General features: G+C 59.5%; 18 protein-coding genes. 9 read left to right on the top strand and 9 right to left on the bottom strand.

Translation table 11 applies throughout. The annotated features are described in order from the left end of the window. Window positions 1-26: 26 nt before the first annotated feature. The 3 genes from GA0061099_RS13085 to GA0061099_RS13075 all read right to left on the bottom strand — a co-directional run bounded on the left by GA0061099_RS13085 (window position 27) and on the right by GA0061099_RS13075 (window position 3,385). Window positions 27-896 (bottom strand): urea carboxylase-associated family protein, encoded by an 870-nt coding sequence (locus GA0061099_RS13085; RefSeq protein WP_036028726.1) that lies wholly within the window; start codon window positions 894-896, stop codon window positions 27-29. A gap of 65 nt (window positions 897-961) precedes the next feature. After that, the gene (locus GA0061099_RS13080; RefSeq protein ID WP_036028729.1) at window positions 962-1,891 is read right to left on the bottom strand and encodes a CobW family GTP-binding protein; all 930 of its coding nucleotides are present in this window, start codon (window positions 1,889-1,891) and stop codon (window positions 962-964) included. Between the two features lie 3 nt (window positions 1,892-1,894). Further along, window positions 1,895-3,385, bottom strand: coding sequence for an amidohydrolase family protein (locus tag GA0061099_RS13075; RefSeq protein WP_036028732.1), 1,491 nt, complete (start codon window positions 3,383-3,385; stop codon window positions 1,895-1,897). A gap of 336 nt (window positions 3,386-3,721) precedes the next feature. On the opposite strand from GA0061099_RS13075, the gene GA0061099_RS13065 reads away from it, so the two are divergent. The 4 genes from GA0061099_RS13065 to GA0061099_RS13050 all read left to right on the top strand — a co-directional run bounded on the left by GA0061099_RS13065 (window position 3,722) and on the right by GA0061099_RS13050 (window position 6,552). Then, complete coding sequence (locus GA0061099_RS13065) at window positions 3,722-4,168, top strand: hypothetical protein (RefSeq protein WP_244429376.1); 447 nt, start codon at window positions 3,722-3,724, stop codon at window positions 4,166-4,168. A 138-nt stretch (window positions 4,169-4,306) separates the two neighbouring features. Further along, window positions 4,307-5,290 (top strand): alpha/beta hydrolase, encoded by a 984-nt coding sequence (locus GA0061099_RS13060; protein WP_244429377.1) that lies wholly within the window; start codon window positions 4,307-4,309, stop codon window positions 5,288-5,290. 189 nt (window positions 5,291-5,479) lie between these two features. Beyond that, window positions 5,480-5,950 carry an aminoacyl-tRNA deacylase gene (locus tag GA0061099_RS13055; protein WP_036009608.1) on the top strand — a complete coding sequence of 157 codons (471 nt, stop codon included), beginning with the start codon at window positions 5,480-5,482 and terminating at the stop codon, window positions 5,948-5,950. A gap of 182 nt (window positions 5,951-6,132) precedes the next feature. Continuing rightward, window positions 6,133-6,552, top strand: a complete 420-nt coding sequence (locus tag GA0061099_RS13050) for a CBS domain-containing protein (RefSeq protein WP_036009620.1) — start codon at window positions 6,133-6,135, stop codon at window positions 6,550-6,552. A gap of 320 nt (window positions 6,553-6,872) precedes the next feature. Here the strand turns inward: GA0061099_RS13050 and GA0061099_RS41830 are convergent, their stop codons facing one another. Both GA0061099_RS41830 and GA0061099_RS41825 read right to left on the bottom strand, forming a co-directional pair. Continuing rightward, on the bottom strand, window positions 6,873-8,000 hold the full coding sequence (locus GA0061099_RS41830) for a DEAD/DEAH box helicase (protein ID WP_199751041.1): 1,128 nt from the start codon (window positions 7,998-8,000) through the stop codon (window positions 6,873-6,875). Next, window positions 7,913-8,689, bottom strand: coding sequence for a nuclease-related domain-containing protein (locus GA0061099_RS41825; RefSeq protein WP_199751042.1), 777 nt, complete (start codon window positions 8,687-8,689; stop codon window positions 7,913-7,915). The genes GA0061099_RS41830 and GA0061099_RS41825 overlap by 88 nt, the downstream gene beginning before the upstream one ends. A gap of 330 nt (window positions 8,690-9,019) precedes the next feature. Between GA0061099_RS41825 and GA0061099_RS13040 the strand changes: the two genes are divergently transcribed. Beyond that, entirely contained in the window at window positions 9,020-11,182 is a 2,163-nt protein-coding gene (locus tag GA0061099_RS13040) for an ATP-binding protein (RefSeq protein ID WP_074447736.1), read from the top strand. Here the strand turns inward: GA0061099_RS13040 and GA0061099_RS13035 are convergent. From GA0061099_RS13035 to GA0061099_RS13020, 4 genes are all read right to left on the bottom strand, one after another. Next, complete coding sequence (locus tag GA0061099_RS13035; protein ID WP_074447721.1) at window positions 11,179-12,354, bottom strand: DNA methyltransferase; 1,176 nt, start codon at window positions 12,352-12,354, stop codon at window positions 11,179-11,181. The two genes, GA0061099_RS13040 and GA0061099_RS13035, sit on opposite strands and share 4 nt — an antisense overlap. A gap of 64 nt (window positions 12,355-12,418) precedes the next feature. Beyond that, window positions 12,419-13,300, bottom strand: coding sequence for a hypothetical protein (locus GA0061099_RS13030; RefSeq protein ID WP_141697587.1), 882 nt, complete (start codon window positions 13,298-13,300; stop codon window positions 12,419-12,421). A gap of 419 nt (window positions 13,301-13,719) precedes the next feature. Further along, complete coding sequence (locus tag GA0061099_RS13025) at window positions 13,720-15,426, bottom strand: AAA family ATPase (RefSeq protein ID WP_083235098.1); 1,707 nt, start codon at window positions 15,424-15,426, stop codon at window positions 13,720-13,722. Window positions 15,427-15,616: 190 nt separating this feature from the next. Next, the gene (locus tag GA0061099_RS13020; protein ID WP_244620988.1) at window positions 15,617-16,315 is read right to left on the bottom strand and encodes a recombinase family protein; all 699 of its coding nucleotides are present in this window, start codon (window positions 16,313-16,315) and stop codon (window positions 15,617-15,619) included. Between the two features lie 143 nt (window positions 16,316-16,458). Between GA0061099_RS13020 and GA0061099_RS13015 the strand changes: the two genes are divergently transcribed. The 4 genes from GA0061099_RS13015 to GA0061099_RS13000 all read left to right on the top strand — a co-directional run bounded on the left by GA0061099_RS13015 (window position 16,459) and on the right by GA0061099_RS13000 (window position 19,496). Continuing rightward, on the top strand, window positions 16,459-16,896 hold the full coding sequence (locus GA0061099_RS13015) for a hypothetical protein (protein ID WP_141697586.1): 438 nt from the start codon (window positions 16,459-16,461) through the stop codon (window positions 16,894-16,896). A 45-nt stretch (window positions 16,897-16,941) separates the two neighbouring features. After that, a complete protein-coding gene (locus GA0061099_RS13010; RefSeq protein ID WP_074447716.1) occupies window positions 16,942-17,313 on the top strand; it encodes a hypothetical protein in 372 nt (123 codons plus the stop codon). 36 nt (window positions 17,314-17,349) lie between these two features. After that, window positions 17,350-18,087: an RNA methyltransferase gene (locus GA0061099_RS13005; protein ID WP_074447735.1), complete on the top strand. Its 738-nt coding sequence runs from the start codon at window positions 17,350-17,352 to the stop codon at window positions 18,085-18,087. A 140-nt stretch (window positions 18,088-18,227) separates the two neighbouring features. Next, a complete protein-coding gene (locus tag GA0061099_RS13000; RefSeq protein ID WP_141697585.1) occupies window positions 18,228-19,496 on the top strand; it encodes a hypothetical protein in 1,269 nt (422 codons plus the stop codon). Window positions 19,497-19,685 lie beyond the last annotated feature (189 nt).

The following is a 19,685-nucleotide window of genomic DNA, read 5'->3' as shown; positions in this document are numbered from 1 at the left end:
ACGGATTGCCGGTCGAGGACTGAGATTCAGCTTCCCGCATGCGCACCGTGGTGACGGTGATACGCGCTCGGGGTAGGCCAGGTCCAGCCTTTCAGGGCCGTTCGATCCGGCTCGAAGATTTCGATCCTGAGCGGATGGCATGCCGCGGCATCGCTGGAATGGGTTGCGCTGCAGTCTCCACCCGGACAGGCCGACAGCGCGCCGAGCAGGTCGATCTCCGCGAAGAGCTCGATGAAGTCGCCGGGGCGGACCGGACTTGCCTTCATGAAATATTGGTGCGTGTCCCTGGTGAAGCCGGTGCACATGAAGACGTTGAGCACGTCGTGGACATGATGCTCCACTGCGGCCGGATCCGCCTTCAATTCGATGGCGAGGGCGCGGGACAGGTTGGAGTGGCAGCAAAAATCGTAGGCCGTGCCGTTCAGCAGGAGATTTGTATAGGGATCGCAGCGCGTGCCAATCACATCGTGAATGCCGGCGCCGTCGGCGTCGAAGCCGTACCAGCCGAGCGTATCGTGGCTGATGGTCGCCATCGGCCGAAGATAGGGCATATTGCTCCAGAGCCGGTCACCGATGCCGACATGCGTGCCATGGAGCGCCCGCGTCTTGCCGCTGAAGAAGCGCTCGGAGAGATCGTCTGCATTCCAGAGATTGAGGTCACCGACCTGAGGGCCTTCGATGCTCACGATGCGGAAGAATTGGCCGCGCGCCACGCGAAAGGCACGGGCATCGCGTGGCGGCACGATAAGCTCGTGCGTCTTGACCGCGGCACGGCGGACTGCTTCGAGCGCGGCCATGTCCGGCCCGGGCATCGTCCCGGCCGGATAGACGATGGCCGGCTTGGCAGCGCGGCGCGAGGCAGCATCAGCGGGGGCGGGTGGGATATTTGGCGGCATAGTTCGGCCTCGGAAGAGGAGAGGTGGTGGCTAATGGCGGAAGCGGTTGACCCTACCCCCTCACCTCAGCCGCCGGCAACGCACGCCTCCATGACTTCATCGAGCTCCGCCTTCGAGAGCATGCCAAGCTCGGCAATGAAGACGATGCGCGTCCGCGCCGCGCCCGGTGTCGGCGCATCGCCAGGCGCCAGGGTCGCGCGGCCGGCGGCGAACTGAAACACCATCGTGCGGCCGGGCTGCTCGAGCGTCTCGAACAGGCCCTTGGCGCGCGCCAGCTTCGGTGCAAGGCGGCTGATGGCCTGCTGCAGGCGCGGCAACGAGACCGGCTTATCCGAGGTCCAGCTCAGTGCCTCGAAGCGCTCCTCCGCCGGCCGTTTCGGTCCCACCTCGCGCGACGCCGGAGCGCGGTCGGCGCCGGCGGGAAACAGCAGCGCAGGCGGAATCTCGCCGTGGTGTGCATCGACCACCACCGCGGGCACGCGCTGGGCGCGGATGGCTTCACGCATCCACGCCCCTGCGCCCGCGCCCACCAGATCGAGCTTGCTCAATGCCACGATATCGGCGACGCGCAGCTGCGACCGCTGCAACGCCTCGTCGAGGGCAGCGAGCGGTGTCCCTGCGTCCAACACGCAAAGCACCGTCTCCAGCTGTGCCTCGCGCAGGATCACCGGGTCCATCAGATTGCGCACGATGTCAGCGGGATCGGCGACGCCGCTGGTCTCGATGACGATACAATCGGGCTTGGGATCACGCCGCAGCAGCGTCGAAAGCGTGCGGAGCAGATCGCCCTCGAGCGAGCAGCAGATGCAGCCATTGGCAAGGCTGACCACGCCGTCGCTCGCGCCCGCGATCAGCTCCGCATCGATGTTGATGGCGCCGAAATCGTTGACGACGGCAGCGATCCGCCGCCCCTCCGCATGCGCCAGCAGATGGTTGACGACCGTGGTCTTGCCGGCCCCCAAGAAGCCCGTCACCAGGAGAATGGGGACCGCCATGGATCAGCCCTCGACGATTGGGCGGCGCACGGGCCTGCCCGGCCGCGCGGTCACATCGAGCATGCCGTCGCTGATCAGCACCTGGCCGCTGACGACCAGATGCCGGACGCCCTCAGAGGGCCGGTTCATCGCGGTGAAGGTCGCACGGTCCGAGAGCTTCTCGTAGTCGAACACGACGATGTCGGCATCCGCGTCCTTCGCGAGCCGGCCCTTGCTCCGCATCGCCGGCGTGCTCTGCGAGAGGATTTCCGCCGGGATCAGCGCGCATTTGCGCACGCCTTCCAGCAACGACACGGCTTTGCGCTCGCGCACCCATTCACGGATGAACTTCGTGAAGCAGCCGGCCGAGCGCGGATGCGAGGTCGCATCATCCGGCAGCGGCCAGGCATCACCGGTGTAGGTTGAGCCGTCCGACAGCGTCCACGGCATCGCGTCGGAGGCGATCGCGCCGCCGGGATACAGCACCGACATATCGAGCAGGTCGCGGTGGTGCGCATTGTTCTCGGTGTCGAGAATGTGCCAGAGCACCAGCGAGGACGGCTCCTCGGCCTGCGCCTTCAAGAGCTCCTCGCGGTCGTGGAAGCGGTAGCCGTCGGTGACGCGCTGCACGGAATCGTAACCGGTGCCGTTGCGCTCGACGAACTGGGGATCACTGAAGAAGGCCGCGGCCAGCACGGTCGAGCCGGTGCCGTAAGGATAAGCCTCGACCGTGATCGGCAGGCCCTGTCCTTGCGCCTTCTCGATCAGCACGCGGCAACGCTCGACGTCGGTCTTGCTCGACGAGTTGAAATGGCAGATGTGCATGTGCGCGCCGGTGGCGCCGGCATAGCCGATCAGGCGGATATAGGCTTCCACTGCGCTCTCGGGATCGATGCGCGACATGAAGGCGACATGGGTGAAGGTGGGGACGTCCTGCTTCGCGGCCAGCTGGCACACTGCGGTCAGCTCCTGCACGCCGGCGCCGGGCGCATAGGCGTTGAGGATGCCGATGCCGATACCGCCCTCGTTGAGGCCGCGGGCCAGACGCTCGAGAATGCCCGACACCTCCGCACCGGTTGCGACGTTGTCCATCCAGCGACGGTCGCGCATGGCGTTGCCGAATGCTTCCAGCGAGCTCTCCGCGTTGGAGCCCGTCATCGCGCCGATGCGGGCAAAGGCCCAGTTGGTGGCCGCGCCATAATTCAGCACGCGGCCCTTTCGCGCCTGGCGCTCATACCAGGACCCGACCGGCAGCACGCCGGCCTCGAGATCGAGGGTGGTCGTGACGCCGTCGAACGCCTGCATGCGGTCAGCCGGGATCGACTGGCCATGGGCGTGCAGATCGATGAAGCCCGGCGCCACCACGAGCCCAGTTGCGTCGATCACCCGTTCGGCGCTGCCGAGGCCCGTGCCGACGGCGGCGACCCTGCCGTCCACCACCGCCACATCCCCAACGGCGTCCATCCCGCTCGCGGGATCCACCACCCGGCCGCCAGAGATCACCAAACCGCTCATCTCGTCACTCCGAAAAACAAAATTGCCCGAGCCTCCAAAGGCCCGGCAGCAGCTTCGGAGGCGCGGGGCGCATAGTGCAGATTCTGGGGAGAACGGCCACCGCCACGGACGCCGATGCGGCATGCTTGCTTGGAGGCAGGTCCTTGGTGGGAGAATCTCGGTAAAGTGGGATACTTCGGCAGGAGGGGTTGACAGCGGATCGGTGTGTTCTGCCGTCGACGCCGGGGCAGTTGCCTTCCGGACACGGCGAGGGTTCATTGCCTCGAAGGACGATCCGCTTATACTGTCCGGGCCGATTGCAGACATTGCGGCATCGGTCCGTTGGCAAGGTGTCCAATGCGCGTGAAATTCGGAGACATCCTCCAGGCTTTTGAGTTCGCCGACATCAGCGGCATTGTGGAGTGCCGCACCTTCGTCTGCAGGCAGACAGGAAAGATCTACTACCAGTTCGATCAGGACAACCTCCAGGAGCTCGAGGACGACGAACTGCCTGACGATATCGAGGACGAGACCAAATACTTGCAGATCCCGAACTCACGAGACCTCGACCTCGGCAAGCCTCTCGTGATTGCCTTCGTCCGCGAGTTCCTGCCGAACGATCTGGACGACGTTCGCTATATTTCAGCAAACGCGGCGCCTATCAGAAGTTCAAGGGCCTGCTCTCCCGACGGGGAGCGATCGATGCTTGGCATGACTACCGCAACAAGGCGAGGGAGCGGGCATTGCGCGATTGGTGCGAGATTCAGGCAATCGAGATCGTCGACTGACCCGCCATTCACTTGAAGGCCACGACATGCGCGAGGCGGCTCCGCCGCGATCTCGCCCCCATTGTCATTCAGAGAGCAGATGGGGCGGCTGTCGGGGCAAAGTTCCCATGGGTTCCCAGTGATAGGTCGACGTCTTCTCCAAACAAATCATTCCATGTCGCGCCGCGCTCTCATCGGCGGTCTCCTGTCGACGGGTAGCGCGCTGGCTCTTGGCGGATGCGCTGGCCTCGGTGCGACCGGCGCGCGCTTCGACGCCTCCTCGCTCTCCGTCGATCCGACGTTGCTTGTCGTCACCACGCGCAAGCCCGTGAACGGTGCTCGCGCGAAACCCTGGTTCGGGCCGGAGCGTGCCGCAAGCATGACGGTCGCGCGGGCGAAGCTGACGGCGCCGGACGAGAGCCGACTTTCCCTCGCCTCGGTCGGACTCGAGAACTGGCGTCTCGACCGGATCGAGCCGGTCCTGGCCGACGCCGGCGATCTCGCTGCGCAGGCCGGCGGCGGGGACGTGCTGATCTATGTGCACGGTTTCAAGCAGACATTCGAGACGGCGGTGCTGGATGCAGCCCACCTTTCCGATGGGATCAAGTTCCGCGGCCGGACCATGGCGTTCTCCTGGCCTTCCAAGGCAGGACTGTTCGACTACGCCTATGACCGCGACAGCGCGATGTGGTCGCGCGATAATTTCGAGCGCGTGCTCTCTGCGCTGGTGTCGGCGCCGGGGGCGGGGCGCGTGCACATCGTCGCCCACAGCATGGGAACCATGCTGACGCTCGAAAGCCTGCGCCAGCTCCATGGGAGATACGGCGACACGGTGACGAGCAAGATTGGCGCGGTGGTGTTTGCCGCGCCCGACATCGACATGGACGTGTTCTCGTCGGCGATCCAGCGCATCGGCCCTCTCGCCGGCAAGATCACGGTGATCGCCTCGACCAACGATCGTGCACTGGCGCTGTCGGGGCAGCTCGCCGGCGGCATGACCCGCGTCGGCGCGGCCGAGAAGGCCGCCATCGCAGGGCTCGGTGTGCGCGTGGTCGATGCCTCCCAGGAAGGCTGGGGCATCATCAACCACGATTTGTTCCTGTCGAATACGGAAGTGCAGCGGGTGATCCGCCGCTCGATCGACGGCACGACGGCGTAGGAGAGCGCCGAGCCACGCGAAAAGCCTGCTCCTGCCCACACCCGTTGCGGCTCCGAGGGGAATTGCATTGCAGCTTGCGGATGGAAGACCTATGTTGGGTAGCTAGTCAGGCAGCCGCCCATCGAATGGCGAGGGTCTGCAGGATCGCCTCACGGTGGATGGTTTCCATTCCGCATCGGAGGTGATGCCATGGCCATTGCTCCCACCCTCCAGAAATACCTCGCCGCTGAGAACATCCAGTACGAGGTGATCCCGCACGAACTCAGCATGACGTCCGCCCGAACGGCGCAGGCATGCCATATCTCCGGCGATCGCCTCGCCAAGGGCATCGTGTTGCGGCGCGACGGCGGATACATGCTGGCCGTCTTGCCCGCATCGCATCACCTCCGCCTGTCGGACCTGAGGACAAGCCTCGGCGACAATGTCCACATGGCCAATGAAACCGAGATCAATCGGCTGTTCAGCGACTGTGCACACGGTGCAGTTCCTGCCGTCGGCAAATGCTACGGATTGGATATCATCGTCGACGACAGCCTCGAGGCACAGCCGGACATCTATATGGAAGCCGGCGATCATGAGACGCTGCTTCACATGGGTCACGCGCAGTTTGCGCGCCTGACGGCCAACGCACCACACGGCCGCTTCAGCGCGCATGACTGAGGACCTGTGCGCCGCCCATTGTCCTTGCGGCCCTGGGCGGGAACTCTAGCCGCAAGTTCGCCGTCATACCGTTCCGCAGGGTGGCGGCGAAAGTGTCTGCGCTTTGTCTGGTCGGAGTTCGGAAGATGGGGGTGCCGCTGCATTGCATCAACGCACTTGAAACCCACGAACGGAGGCTCGCCATGAAAGTCAAAGACGTGATGCACAAGGGTGTCGACTGGGTCAGCCCCGACACCCCAATCACCGAGATTGCCAAACTGATGCGGGCACATGACATCGGCTGCATTCCGATTGGCGAGGATGACAAGCTGGTCGGAATGGTGACCGACCGCGACATCGTCTGCAAAGGACTCGCGAGCCACAGCTTCGATGCCGGCCGCGCGACGGCACGTGACGTGATGACCGAGGGCATCCATTGCTGCCGCGAGGACGATGACCTCGCCAAGGCGATGCATCATATGGAGAAGCTGCAGGTCCGCAGGCTGCCGGTGATCAACAAGAGCAAGCGGATGGTCGGCATCATCAGCCTGGGTGACGTCAGCCATTCCTCATCGGGTGACATGCTCACCGAGACCGTCAGAAGCGTTTCGGCGCATCACTGAAGTTACCGCCAAAACGTATGGCCACGGCTCCTCTCGCGATCCCCCCGAATAGGGTTGAGTGGGAGCCCGAGTCATGCGCTCGTGGTGCAACTATCGCGCGGCGCAGAAGCGACGACGCGATGCGGCTCATTTTGCGCCGGAGTGAATGCAAGTTGCGCCGGAATGGATGCAAGGCCCGTTCACTCGATCACGTCATCATCGATGACGCTGCGACGCGCAACCTACCAAGATGTGTTTCTTTCGAATGCGGACGTGCAGCGGGCGATCCTCCGCTCGATCGACTGCACTACCGCGTGAAAGAGCGCCTGCGCGGCGTCGGGCTACGCGATCAAGCGCTGCACCAATGCCGACTCGCTCGAATACGTCAGGAGCGCCTCGTGAGTTGCCCGGGTCACCCCGACATAGGTCAGCCGGACACATTCCTCGACGGTCTCGCCGTAGCGGCCGAGCAGGCCCAAGCCGGCGATGGCGACGCAGGGAAACTCCAGCCCTTTCGCGCTGTGCATGCTCAGGAATCGCACGGCGACCCGCTTGACCGAAACCCGGTTGCGATTGTCCTTGGCGATGTCGATCGGCGCACCATGCCCGGCGAGAATCTGCGCAACCCGTCCGCCGATCCAGTGCTCCGGGTAGAGACACGCCATCTGCGACCACTCGTAGCCGGCTTTCTTACGGTCGAGAAACCACTCGGCAACGCAGTGAGCTTCCGCCTCGATGCTCACGCACCGCCGCACATCCGGCTCCAGTCCCTGCCGACCCGCATCTTCGGGCAGCAGGATGGCGTGCTCGTCGTCGGCCGTGATGCCGGGAGCGCCGATGACGTCCGCGGCGAAGCGTCTCGCGAAGGCAACGATTTGGGCGGTGTTGCGATAGTTCACCTTCAGTACGGTCGTTCTGCCCTTTGCTTCAATGCCGAGCTGGCTCCAGACCGGCCGTTCACGCCCCTTATAGATAGCCTGGATATCGTCGTAGACGACCATCAGCGCCTTGGTGCGCGGGTTCACCATCTTGGCCGCAAGCGCGAGCCATTGCGGTTCGAAGTCGTGCGCCTCGTCGATCAGGACCGCGTCGTACTGCTCCGCCGGGATATGGCCGTGATCGACCGCCTTCACGACCTCTGAAACGCTCGCAGCCAGGCGCTCCGCGTAGTCCGGATAGTCTCGCTCGGATGGGGCGGTAATCCCGTACGTCCGCAGCATCCGGAAGCACCACGAGTGGAAGGTGAGAACCTGAACGCGGTCCTCGACACCCCTGCTCTGCATGGCATCTTCAAGCCGGCCGGCGATGCCGTTGGCGTAACACAGGATCAGCACCGGCTTTGCCGCCGCACGTGCCAGATACTCGGCGCGAAAAGCGAGGATCAGGGTCTTGCCCGATCCGGCGACGCCGCGAATGATGCGATGCCCCTCGCCCAGGCTGCGCGCGAACTGCTCCTGATGAAGGTCCATGACCGCGAGCGTCCGATCCGAAGAATCGGCGCGAGGCGCATCGTCCAAAGGCAGGGCAATCTGTCGTATCCGAACCTCCGGAACAGCAGCGCGCGCAGGCGGTCGAATTGCGGCATGGACAGCGGCTCTTCGAGACGCGGATGAACCATGCGCCACAATTTCGACCGGAATTCCTCGGGGTCCGCGCCCTCGGTCATCTCGTCCTTGAACAGGCAGAGATGCCCGGAGAACACCTCCTTGAGATCGGTCTGATCGAACTGCTTGCGGGTGATGTTAGTGAACACGGACCCGAAGCCGAACGGAACGATGGACCGGCCCGCGAGGCGATGTCCCGGCGGAAACAACAATTGCCCGTCGCGCTCAAGCGTGCGCACGACCTCGAATGTATATTTGCGAGCCTGCTCCAGCGGATTGCTTTCCCGCACCACACCACGACTTGTCAGCAGTTCGACCTTCGTCTTGTCGGCCGACACGATCGTCTCCAGGCGCCAATCCTTCACCTCGAGCACGAGCAGGCCGTTCGCGGGATGAATGATGATGAAGTCCGGATGCCGGTTGCGAGGCCCGACAGGCAGGTTGTGCCAAACGACGGCGTTCTCCTCGAGGAAGTCCTTCAATCGTTCCGCCAGTCGTAGCTCACCACGGCTGTCGAAGCGCGCGAAGCCGAGACTCGGGATCAGGATAGCCATGTCACGACCGCGAGCACCATTTGCGGACCACCTTGTGAGGCAAAGTGCAACAGGGCGGTCTCTCCAGGCTGACATGGTCGCCTAGAGTGTGCAGGTTTTCAATGGCTTAGGATCAGCTGGCGCTCCCTAGGGGAAACAAAGAGCGAAGGCCTAAGCGATTGATTACGCAGAACTAAAAGGACAGCCGCTTCCGCATTGTGTAGCACGGATAACGGGTCCGGCCAACCGCCCCTGCCTGCCAATACAGAATGTTCGTGGATAAGTGGAAACGGGCACTCGGCTCAACCTGACCCGCAGCCTACGATGCGCCGCTTATTATTGGGGCAGGTTATGGCTAAGATCAGTGTCGACCTCGAAAACTGCTACGGAATCAAGAAGCTCAAGGCGGACTTCGATTTCAAAAAGGCGAGAGCATTCGCGATTTACGCGCCCAATGGGGCAATGAAATCCTCGCTGGCGACGACATTCCAGGACATCGCAGACGGCCAGCCCTCAAAGGACCGAATATTTCCCACGCGTACCACGAGGCGAACCATCACCCTGGACGGTGCTCCCCTTGCAGAGGATGCTGTGCTGGTTGTCCGGCCTTATGACGAGATTTTTGGGAACAACGAGAAGACGTCGACCCTGCTCATAAACGCAAAACTGAAGCAGGAATACATCAGCCTGCATGAGGCAATCGAGGAGTGCAAAGACAACTTCGTCAAAGCGCTCCGGACCCAATCTGGATCAAAGCGAGATATCGAAAAGGAGATCTCGAGGACATTCACGGCGAATGAAGATCAGTTTGCGAAAGCTCTTTTCCGCATCGAATCCGAGGTGCTTGCTCAAAAGTCCGCGCCGTTCAGCGATGTCGATTACGATACCGTCTTCGATGACAAAGTTCTTGGCCTCCTCGCAACGAAAGACGTCAAAACTGCCATCGAGGATTACATCAAAAAGTACAACGAGCTCCTGGCCAAATCGACATACTTCAAACGGGGTACTTTCAACTATTACAATGCTGCGTCCGTAGCGAAAAGCCTCGCTGACCACGGTTTCTTCAAAGCGAACCACTCGATCAATCTTGTATCTGGGACACGTCTCGAAATCAGCAACGCGAAGGACCTAGAGGCGCTTATCGCCAAGGAAAAAGAAGGGATTACAAGCGATGCGACCCTCAGAAAGAAGTTTTCAGAAATCGAAAAACTTATGCAAAAGAATGCCACGGTCCGCGACTTCCAGTCCTACATTGAACAACGTGAGGATTTGTTAGCCCAGCTGGCAAACGTTGACGCCTTCCGGGAAGAGGCATGGAAGTCGTACATTTTCGCCAATATCGACTTGTTTAAAGAATTGCTAGCTCATTACCGTGCAGTAGAAAAACGGAAAGCCGAGATCGAAAAAGAAGCTGCCGCCGAACGAACTCGTTGGGAAGAGACCATCGATATTTTCAACGACCGCTTCTTTGTGCCGTTCGAGCTTGTCGCAAAGAACAAAATCTCGGTCATGCTCGGTGAAGACCCGATTTTGAACCTTGGCTTCATCTTCAAGGACGGCACCGAGAGCACGTCGGTTGATCGGGAGGCACTCATCTCGGCGCTCAGCACCGGTGAAAAGAAGGCCCTGTACGTTCTGAACATTATCTTCGAAATCCAGGCGCGGCGAGCGGCAAATCAGAAGACTGTACTAGTTGTTGATGATATCGCTGACTCCTTCGACTACAAAAATAAGTACGCAATCATCCAATACCTAAAGGACATAGCGGATGATGAGACGTTTAATCAGATAATCCTCACGCACAATTTCGATTTTTTTCGTACCGTGAACAGTAGATTTGTAGACTACGACTATTGCTACATGGCATCGAAAAGCTCCGCCGGACTTTCGCTACAGAAGGCCGCTGGCATAAAGAACATCTTTGTGAATGACTGGAAGTTAAACTTTCACTCGGATGCGAAGAAACAAATTGCCTCCATACCGTTCATACGCAACCTCGTTGAATTCACGAAGGGCGAGGCGGACGCTGACTATGGGACCCTCACGTCCTTGCTCCATTGGAAGGCGGACAGCACCACGATCACGCGGAACGCATTAGCCGACGTCTACAATCGGGTATTCCACTCAACGATAGCGCTGGCCGATGGTACGGGGTCCGTGCTGTCGGACATTTTCACCGCGGCCAGCGAATGCCTCAAAGCAACGGAAGGCATGAACTTCGAAAACAAGGTCGTCCTGTCGATAGCCACCCGGCTCTCCGCCGAGAAGTTCATGGCGGAGCAAATAAAGGATGAAAAACTGCTCGCCGGGATCACTTCAGCTCAGACGCCCAAATTGCTGAGAGAGTACAAGAAGCGGTTCGCGGCCAAAACCGCCAACATTGCCATTATCGAAAGGGTAATGCTGATGACCCCGGAGAATATCCACCTGAACTCTTTCATGTATGAGCCCATCATCGATATGTCCGACGATCATCTCCGAAAGCTGTATCGAGATGTCGAGACGCTTAGTTAGCGTCGTTTAGCTTGTCGCGGTATTCTCTTGGCTTTGCTTTCTGAAGCGACCTTCTTGCCAGACTGATCCCGCGACTTCGTTACGCCGTCAGCACGTTCTTTCAAGATGCGTCTTTCAGCTTCCTCGCAATAGCTCTCGTTCATGTCGATTCCAATGACCGACCTCCCGGAGCGAAGCGCCGAGATGGCTGTCGTGCCTGAACCAAGAAACGGGTCGAGAACAACCCCGCTTTCAGGACATCCGCAAGCCAAACAACGATCAACAAGCTCGGTGGGATATGGCGCCGCGTGGCTGAAGGGATTTTCAGGCCGAGCGGCTATCCGCCAGATATCTTCCTCACCATTCAACGCGGACCGGTCGAAGAAATATTTCGGCCCCTTCGAGAACATAAAGACGTGCTCAAAGGTGCGGTGAGGTCGATCGTGCGCGGTGGGCTCACTTAAGCATCCGGGGCGCTCCCAGATCACTGCGGTCCGCAAGGTCCACCCAGATTGTTGCATGGCAAGCGCTACTCGCCAGGGAAGACCGATGAGCGATTTCCGTGGGAGACCTAGCCCGGGACCATCTACGGCCCGGAGTTTGGCTCTCGCTAGCTGGCGTCCAGCGCTTTTTCGATCACGTCCATGCGGGCGGCCCTTCGCATTGTAGTAGGCATCCCCGATGTTCAGAAAGAACGTTCCTCTTTCCTTTAGCACCCTGCGCAGTTCTTCGAACGGCTTAACTAGCGCGTCAACGTAAGCCTGGATTGTCGCTTCGTGGCCGATTTGGCCTTCATAGCCGTAATCGCGCTGCCAAAAATATGCGGGAGAGGTCACTGCGCAGTCGACCGATTCCGACGCCAAGGACTTCAGACCATCTGAGACGTCTGCCGCCAGTATTTTATATGTCAATCGGCGGCCGATACTTCCTTCACGAACTTTAACTCGGGGTAACTCCTCACCCGAGATATCGTTCGGAGAAGCCTGCGGTTCAGCCTGTTGGAGCGAAGCTTCTTGGAGCGTAGACTGCCGGCCTAGATACACATTGACGGCATCTTCAGAAACGCGGATTTGCCCCCGGTCGCCCGCTCTTACGTGAGCAAGCTGGCCAGAGCGAACGGCCCGGCGGAGGGTGGAAATGGATACTTTAAGGACCCCCTCAAGCTCCTGAAGCGTGAAAAGTCGCTGGAGCATGTCCCCTCCGAATCATTGCCCACTCTGCCAACGGCGTTTCTATGCCAGAACTTGCCACAAGTGGTCAATGGTGGTCACTCACGCCGTCGTTGAGTGATAAGGCGGTTTTGATACCGGCGGCAAATGCAGCCCTATCAAAAGAAGAGACCAAAACCACACTCATTGAATTGAGAGCCACTCCAGATCTTAAGCTGATGTCCTCCGGCACGAGCAGAACCACTTTTGGATTCGATAGGTCAGAGCGCCACACATCTTTAAAGTCAGCGATGTAAGCCAGCGCCTTGTAGATGCCGTCGCTGAGATAGCTCCCCCGCCACGAATTCTTCGCCTCAACAAGTACAATGTGGCGCTCTTCGCCTTTTTGATGGACGATCACTATATCAGGTCGCCGGGGAGAGGATCTAACCCCGAGGTGAGCTTCTTGAATTGCAAGTTGGGCAGAGTGACACCCAAGAAATGTGACGGGCGACTGGTCGAAGTAGACAGTGACAGTCGACGCCCCTTTCACGAAGCGAGCAACATGCGCTCGGCCAGATATCGCTAAGCCGTATTGATGAGGAGGCCCAAATGCCGCTTCGTGCTCCAGCACGTCCAGCACAAGAGTAAGGCCGTACAATTCAAAGAGGTCGTCTTCGTCTAAGGGTGAGAGCCAATTCACCGATAGCAATTCACGAACGGAGAGCCACCTGCTCGCCCTGTTTCGGTCCACCATCTGCCGACGCCGTTGCGAAAGAGTTGCTGCTAATCGATAGGCCGGCAACCTCTGTCGTTGGGCTGATGTGATCATATTGACCTCAAGCGCCTTCGGAGACGGAACGTCCTTGAACCAAGGATGCCGATTCGCCTCGCGACATCCGTCACGAATCATTCGCAATTGCGGCGGGAGCGCCTTAGACCCGATGCGTTCCTCAACTTCCCGAAGAGAGCGCTCCAGGCTGTCAACCAACCACCTCACCAACTGGTTCTCTGGAAGCGCAAAACTCCGAGCCGGAAGTCGGGTGAGAAATTGGACCGGAGAGATGCGGCCCGAATGGCGTGCTACCGCAGTTAAATCCCATCGAACGTTACCCCTCAACGCCGGGCCCACCACGGCGTTCTCACCTACATGCTCATTTGACAACGAATCGAGCAGGGCCGGTAAGGATTGTGAGCAGAACGAACCATACCCAGCTGAAAGGAGATCAACTATCGATCCTAGAAACCATACATCCGTTGACGCGGCAGCCAATGCTTCTAGAAAATGCTGCACTACATTCGAGTCAATGGCAGGAGCTTGGCCAGCCTCGACAGAAGCCCCGATGCTTGACAGATACCGGCCAGCTCGACTGGGATCGAGGACGAACTCCCTCCATTGCTCCAAAAGGCTCAATCTACAAACCCTGTCCAGACCGACAACGTAGACTTGAACCGGTCGACCGCATTCGGAGCTAGAATAAAGCGCCTAACCAGCTTGACCAAGTCCTCGTGCTTGTCTGCTCGCCCTTGAAATTGGGGTGCGACAAACAACTCAAGTCCGGACAATAGAAGGCCTTCGGTCGTCCTTGCCGAATCCAGCGCTAGCTCGCCTCTTGCGTGGCGCATCATGGCCTCCGGTATGGCATAGCCCATTGCCATGCCAAAGGAGGATAGCCCGTCCAATTCAGCGAAGATGCCCTTCAAAGCATTAAGGAAGTCCGTCTTTGCTGGCTTCAGCCCACCACTGCCTTCCCCTGCTCCAAGATCGATGAGGCCCTTGTATATGTCGGCGCTTGGGACCGTTACGGGAATGAATGCAAAGCGCCGAATGAAAGCATATGAAAGTCGCTTGAGGCTCGCTTTATCTGCATCGTTCATCGAACCGATGATCCTCCACCAGTTCGGCACTCTGATGACCTCAAGCGATTCATCAGCTTCGGCGTCCTCCATCGCGAGTTGGATTCTTCGCGGGGCGGCGCCTGCGGCCGACCCTCTCATCAGATAAGGCAGATCGACGGCGTTTCCGCTTAATAGCGTGAATAGCTCCCCGAAAGCTTTATCGATATCCGCACGATTGATCTCATCTATGATAAGTGTTCGGCGTTGTTTGATGGCAGTCGTTACGAAGCCGGGCTGGAAATCTAACTGGCCCGGCTCAATTGCAGAGGGTAGATATCCTCCGATGGTATCGATGGTGGTCCATTGATCTGTAGCAGCGGCCATAGTCCACGGAATTCCGGACGCACCGCATAGCCTCCTAGCAAGCTGCGTTTTTCCGGTGCCGGGTGGCCCAGTAAAGATCACGTGCATTCCGGCCCTTAGCGCTGAGGCCGCTCGAAACGCAGCGTCCTCTACGCCAGCGAGCCCGCTGATCGCAGCACCTAGATCGGCCCCATCAATCTCCCACGTAAAGTCATCATCCTCCGCAGTAACAGGCGAGGCCACTGCGGAAGCCGGCGCTACACTGACGGGAATTGCTGGCGCAGAACCGGGCGGCACAAGGAGCGCCATAATGTCCGCGTCGCTCAACGAATTCGCCGCAAGGGGGATTGCAGAGAGGAATGAGTCTTCCTCGTCCGTAAAAATATCCGGGACGAGACCGTAAGTGTTGAGGTGAAACTCTTCGATAAACTCAGCGATGGCCGCCTGATGTGAGGCGACTTCCTTCTGGCGATAGCACCAAACAGCGAGATTATGAATCGATATCGGGATTTGACCAATAACGTCGGCATGCCGCTCGGAGAGGACCGTTACGAGATTGGGATCAAGCGACCAAAGATCGTTCGCCGTGCCGCTGCCCTGCCGGTACACAAATTGCTTGCCAGTGCGCATGCGCTGCAAGCTAGTCCCCGCATGTTGCTTAGGTCGCCAGGGCGTCAATCCCGCGATAGCCTTCCCGAAAGGGATGTACCAAGGCTTATCTGGGACACCGCCGCCGGGCTGAAAATAGTCCTTCAAGAGAGACGTCTCTTGTGCGCTGCCGAATGTTTTAGACGGGGTGGACGATGCGGGTACTCCATCTCGCAACATTGCTAAAAAGCTAATCAGAGAGGAATGCGTTTGCTCCGGCAAGACTTCCAGAGCATGCGATATGTGATCTTGAGTGAAATAGGGCATGGCCTTCCACAACCAGAGAACCGCATTGATGTACGCCGATTCGCTAGGCTGCTTGAAGGTGTATGAGGCGGATTTCTCGCCGTTAGATAATCTATCCGGCCTCGATCGCGCTATGGGTCAAAAATCTAAGAGCTGACCTCGTCACGCGCGACGTCGGAGATCCCCCCGTCCCCCCAGGGTGCCATTGGCTTCACGTCTCCAGCCGCCTCAGAAGGTTTGCCACCGAGGATGGATGCCAGCGCCCACCTCTCGGCGTTATCATCTCTCGATCGTTCAGTTCGTGCGCGATAGCCAAAAGCGTCGTCGCACCCCCGGCCTTGATGTCCTTCAGCACCAGCGCGAGGTCCGAAGCCCGCTGATCTGCTTCGGCCCTTATCCTCGCGACTGCCGCACCGTTACCCTTCCCTGCGCGAGCAAGCGCCGCTGCACCGTTTGGATTGCCCAAGCGCTTGATATTGCCGTGGCCGCGCTGCCCTTTCTCCTGGACGCGCCTTCGGGCCACTTGAAGTGCGTCCTTGGTCCTCCTTGAAATCGCTTGCGCTTCCGCCTGGGCGACGACCGCTAGAACGCCTATCGTAAGATCGTTTGCTTCCGGCATGTCGCAGCAAACGAATTTCACACCGCTGTCCCTCAACGTTAGCGTGAATGATGCTGACCGGGAAAGCCGATCCAATTTCGCGATCACCAACGTCGCTCCTGTGACTTTGGCATGATGAAGCGCGGCCCTCAGTTGGGGGCGCTGTGTGTTCTTACCGCTCTCGACCTCCGTGTACTCGGCAATGATCCGCGCGTCTCTCCCCGCAGCGAATCTTTGGATGTCAGCTTCTTGTGCCTCTAAGCCCAATCCACTCTCAGCCTGCTTCTGTCGAGAGACACGCCGGTAAGCCACGATCTTCAAATCCGCCTCCTTACAGAACCGCCAAACGGTCGTTAGGCCATTTTGGAATTTCGACCTCGGTGAAAACAATATCTTGCAAATTCTTCATTTACTACTATTTTCTGAGATATCAGTTTTTGCAGGAGATGATGGATATGAAGACCATCACGGTTTCTAGCGATGTCTTCGCCGCCATCTGGAAGGCCCACAAAGAAGGGGACGAGACCGAAGACGCTATCCTGCGTCGAATTTTCAAGCTCCCGCCGGCCCCTGCGGCAGTTGCTCATACCGGCGGGCGAATGGGCGGGTTTTACGACGAGCGAAGCGGCACGCATTTCCCCGAAGGGATGCGGATATTCCGCGTCTACAAAGGACGGAAATACGAGGCGATCGCAGAGCGGGATCGATGGTTCGTGCCCTCAACGGGCAACTCGTACCACTCGCTCAACAAGTTATCCCAGTCGGTAAATCCTGGGGGCACCGAAAACGCTTGGTTGAACTGGAGATACACCGACGAAGAAGGAAAGGATCACTTCATAGACGAAATGCGAAAAGACCCAACACGCAACATCCTCTCTCGCCGCTCTGAATAGCGGTAATCCAAATGAGCATTGAGCGCTCTACTAACAGGAAAAAACATGTCAGCCCCTACGAAGAAGGACGCCATTTGGCTGGCCGGCGTCATGGACTCTTTTGGCCAAATCGGAATCAAAGGCCTGAAGACGTTTGCCAAATTCAAGTCGGCTTATCCCGACAGGCTCGAAGCTATAGCGGCTGCGCTCGGGGTAGATCGAACCCCATCCGGCCCGTTTGCTCCGGCCGGGATTTCTAAGCAACCCCACTACGAGTTGGTTATCGTGGGTCGCGACTTGGTTTGTTTGGAGAACCTGGTCGTGAGTGAAATGCGCACCGCCAAGAGGCAGCTCTTTGAGGAGGCCCGGCGCAAAATCCGTCAACTCAAGTCAAAGATGGGTTTCCCTATTGGCTTGCCAAACGAAGACGAGGAATGATGTTCCTCAAGAATGGCAACTGACAGTCAGCTTACAATGACTGATCGCTCCAAGCGAACTCGGGCCCTGAAGGAGCGCATCCGTCTCGGCCCGCTTTTTTCCGCCTCTACCTGCGCCATTCCCGGCTGCGGGCGCCCGACCATGAAGGCGGCCCGCGAAGGCCTCGCTCCATTCCATTGCCGACGCCACGTTGAGCACCGGCAGCGTCATGGGTCCTACTGGCGGCCAAGCTTCAAGGCTTCCGAGTTGCGGCCTTTCATCACGGCAGCGACGGCGTATGTCGGCCTTCGGGCAGCTAACGATAAGTTCATCGCCGCCGCGATTGCGGACATGGGACGGGCCCTAGAGGACGCTGGTCCGGCAGAAATTGTGACGCGCCTCAAAGGCATGTCCGCCACAAAGCGGGCCAAGATCGGACTGGCGAGGCTCCGTGTTGAAGGCGTGCCCCCGCAGCGGATTGTCTCCATTGTCCTCGCCGTCGCGGCCCTCATCAAGGCTGACGCCACAGCGCCCCGCGCAAAGGAGTTTCGGACGGTGCAAATCTGCAAGGCCGTCCACCGGCTGGCCTCTGGCACGCATCGTGTGTGGGTCCTGGAGGACCATCAGGGCAGGAAGCGGCAGATCGAAATGCACGCCTTCCCCAAGTCCACCGGGCGGGTTCTGCGGGAGATGGGGCGGATGCTGGAGGAGCCCTGCGACTGGGTCATTGAGAAGCATGTCGCGGGCGTCCTCGCCCACCGGCAGCGCTATGGGCGGCCCCGCGCGGCGAGCTGATTGATGTCCGCATGAATTCGCGGGTCGCAGCATTCGCACGAGCGATCTGGTCGGAGTGAAGCAGTGCGTGCATATCGAGGGTTCGGGCAGGTCACTTTGAACACGTACTTCACGCTCCCATGACGCAATCACCCGAGATAATGTGGTTCGATCCACTGCTCCGGGCCAAGACGAATGAGCTTGCCTATGCGGTCCAATGTTTGCGCGATGCGCTGCTGCTCCACGAGACGGATAGCGGCGCCAGAAAGCGTGCGCGGAAGGAAGTGGACAAGGAGAAATTTGGCCTCGCCGTTGAAGCATTGGCCTGCAACTTGATCCTGCTCAGTGCAATCGAGTCCGGCCCAAAGCTCGCGGTGCCCCGGTCGCACGGCTTTCTTTGGCGGGGCGATGGCAGCGCCAACCCGGTATACGGCCAGCACTTCCTATCCGCGATAGATGGGCTTGCATCGCTTGGCCTGATCGAAGAGGAGAAAAGAGGATACAGGCTATCCGCTAGAATGCGGGTGCCGTCGCTCATTCGACCAAGCGCAGCGCTCGCTCAGCATCTTCCGCTGGCACCGCCGGGTTGGCGAAGCGTCAAGCAAATCGACGACCGCGCTCTGATCATCTTGAAGGAAGGCAAAGATGACGACGGGCGTGCGGCCACGATTGCCTTCCCGGAAACGGCCAGGACCCGCCAGCTTGCGAGGCAGATGCGGCGCATCAATGAATCTCTACGGGGTGCGGATATTGAGGTGACCGGGCAGAACACCGGCCTCTCTCTAGGAAAGGATGGCCAAGTCATCGCGCCCTATCGCCGCTCTCTTCGGCGTATCTTCAATAACGACAACTGGCAACACGGAGGCCGGCTCGCTGGCGGCTTTTGGATGGGCATGGAGCGGGCCGAGCGGTTTGAGCGCATTCGGATTGATGGTGAGCGAATTGCCGATGTCGATTACAGGCAGCTCTTCCCGCGCCTCGCGTATGTGCGGGCGGGACAGCCGCAGCCGGAAGGCGACATATATAATGTGGCCGGTGACGGCTCCGGACGTGATGGCTGGAAACGGCTGATGAACGCGATGCTGTTCTCGGACGGCCCGTTGCGGAATTGGCCGGAGGGCACACTTCAACATTTCCCCCCGGGCACGAAACTCCGTGACGCCATTGAGATGCTAGCCACGCGCCATGCGCCCATCGCTGATTTGTTCGGCACCGGGCTGGGCTTTCAGTTGATGCGCATCGAAAGCGACATGCTAATCGGGATCATCACGCATCTCGCGAACGTTGGGGTCACCGCCCTGCCGCTCCATGACGCGGTGCTGGTCTCAGAATCGAAAGCCTACGCTGCGGCGGACGAGATGCAGGCTGCTTTCAGCATGGGGACGGGATCTTCCTGCGCGATTGTCTCTATAGAATTTTGCCCACAATAACAGTCGCTTAGACCGGAAATCGGCCTTACGCCTCCGCTAATGGAGGAGGAAGCTGAAGGGGGAAACTCAGAGGGTTAGAAACTTAGAGGTCCTTCTCTGGGCGGCCTGTAAGGGCTGCCTTCAAGTTGGGAGGGTGACACCACCCCTCCTCCATTGTCACCCCTAGTGCGGCCTCTAAGGTTCACCCTT

This window comes from Bradyrhizobium yuanmingense (genome assembly GCF_900094575.1).
GTDB classification, from domain to species: Bacteria; Pseudomonadota; Alphaproteobacteria; order Rhizobiales; family Xanthobacteraceae; genus Bradyrhizobium; species Bradyrhizobium yuanmingense.
This window is presented reverse-complemented; position numbering and strand designations above follow the sequence as displayed.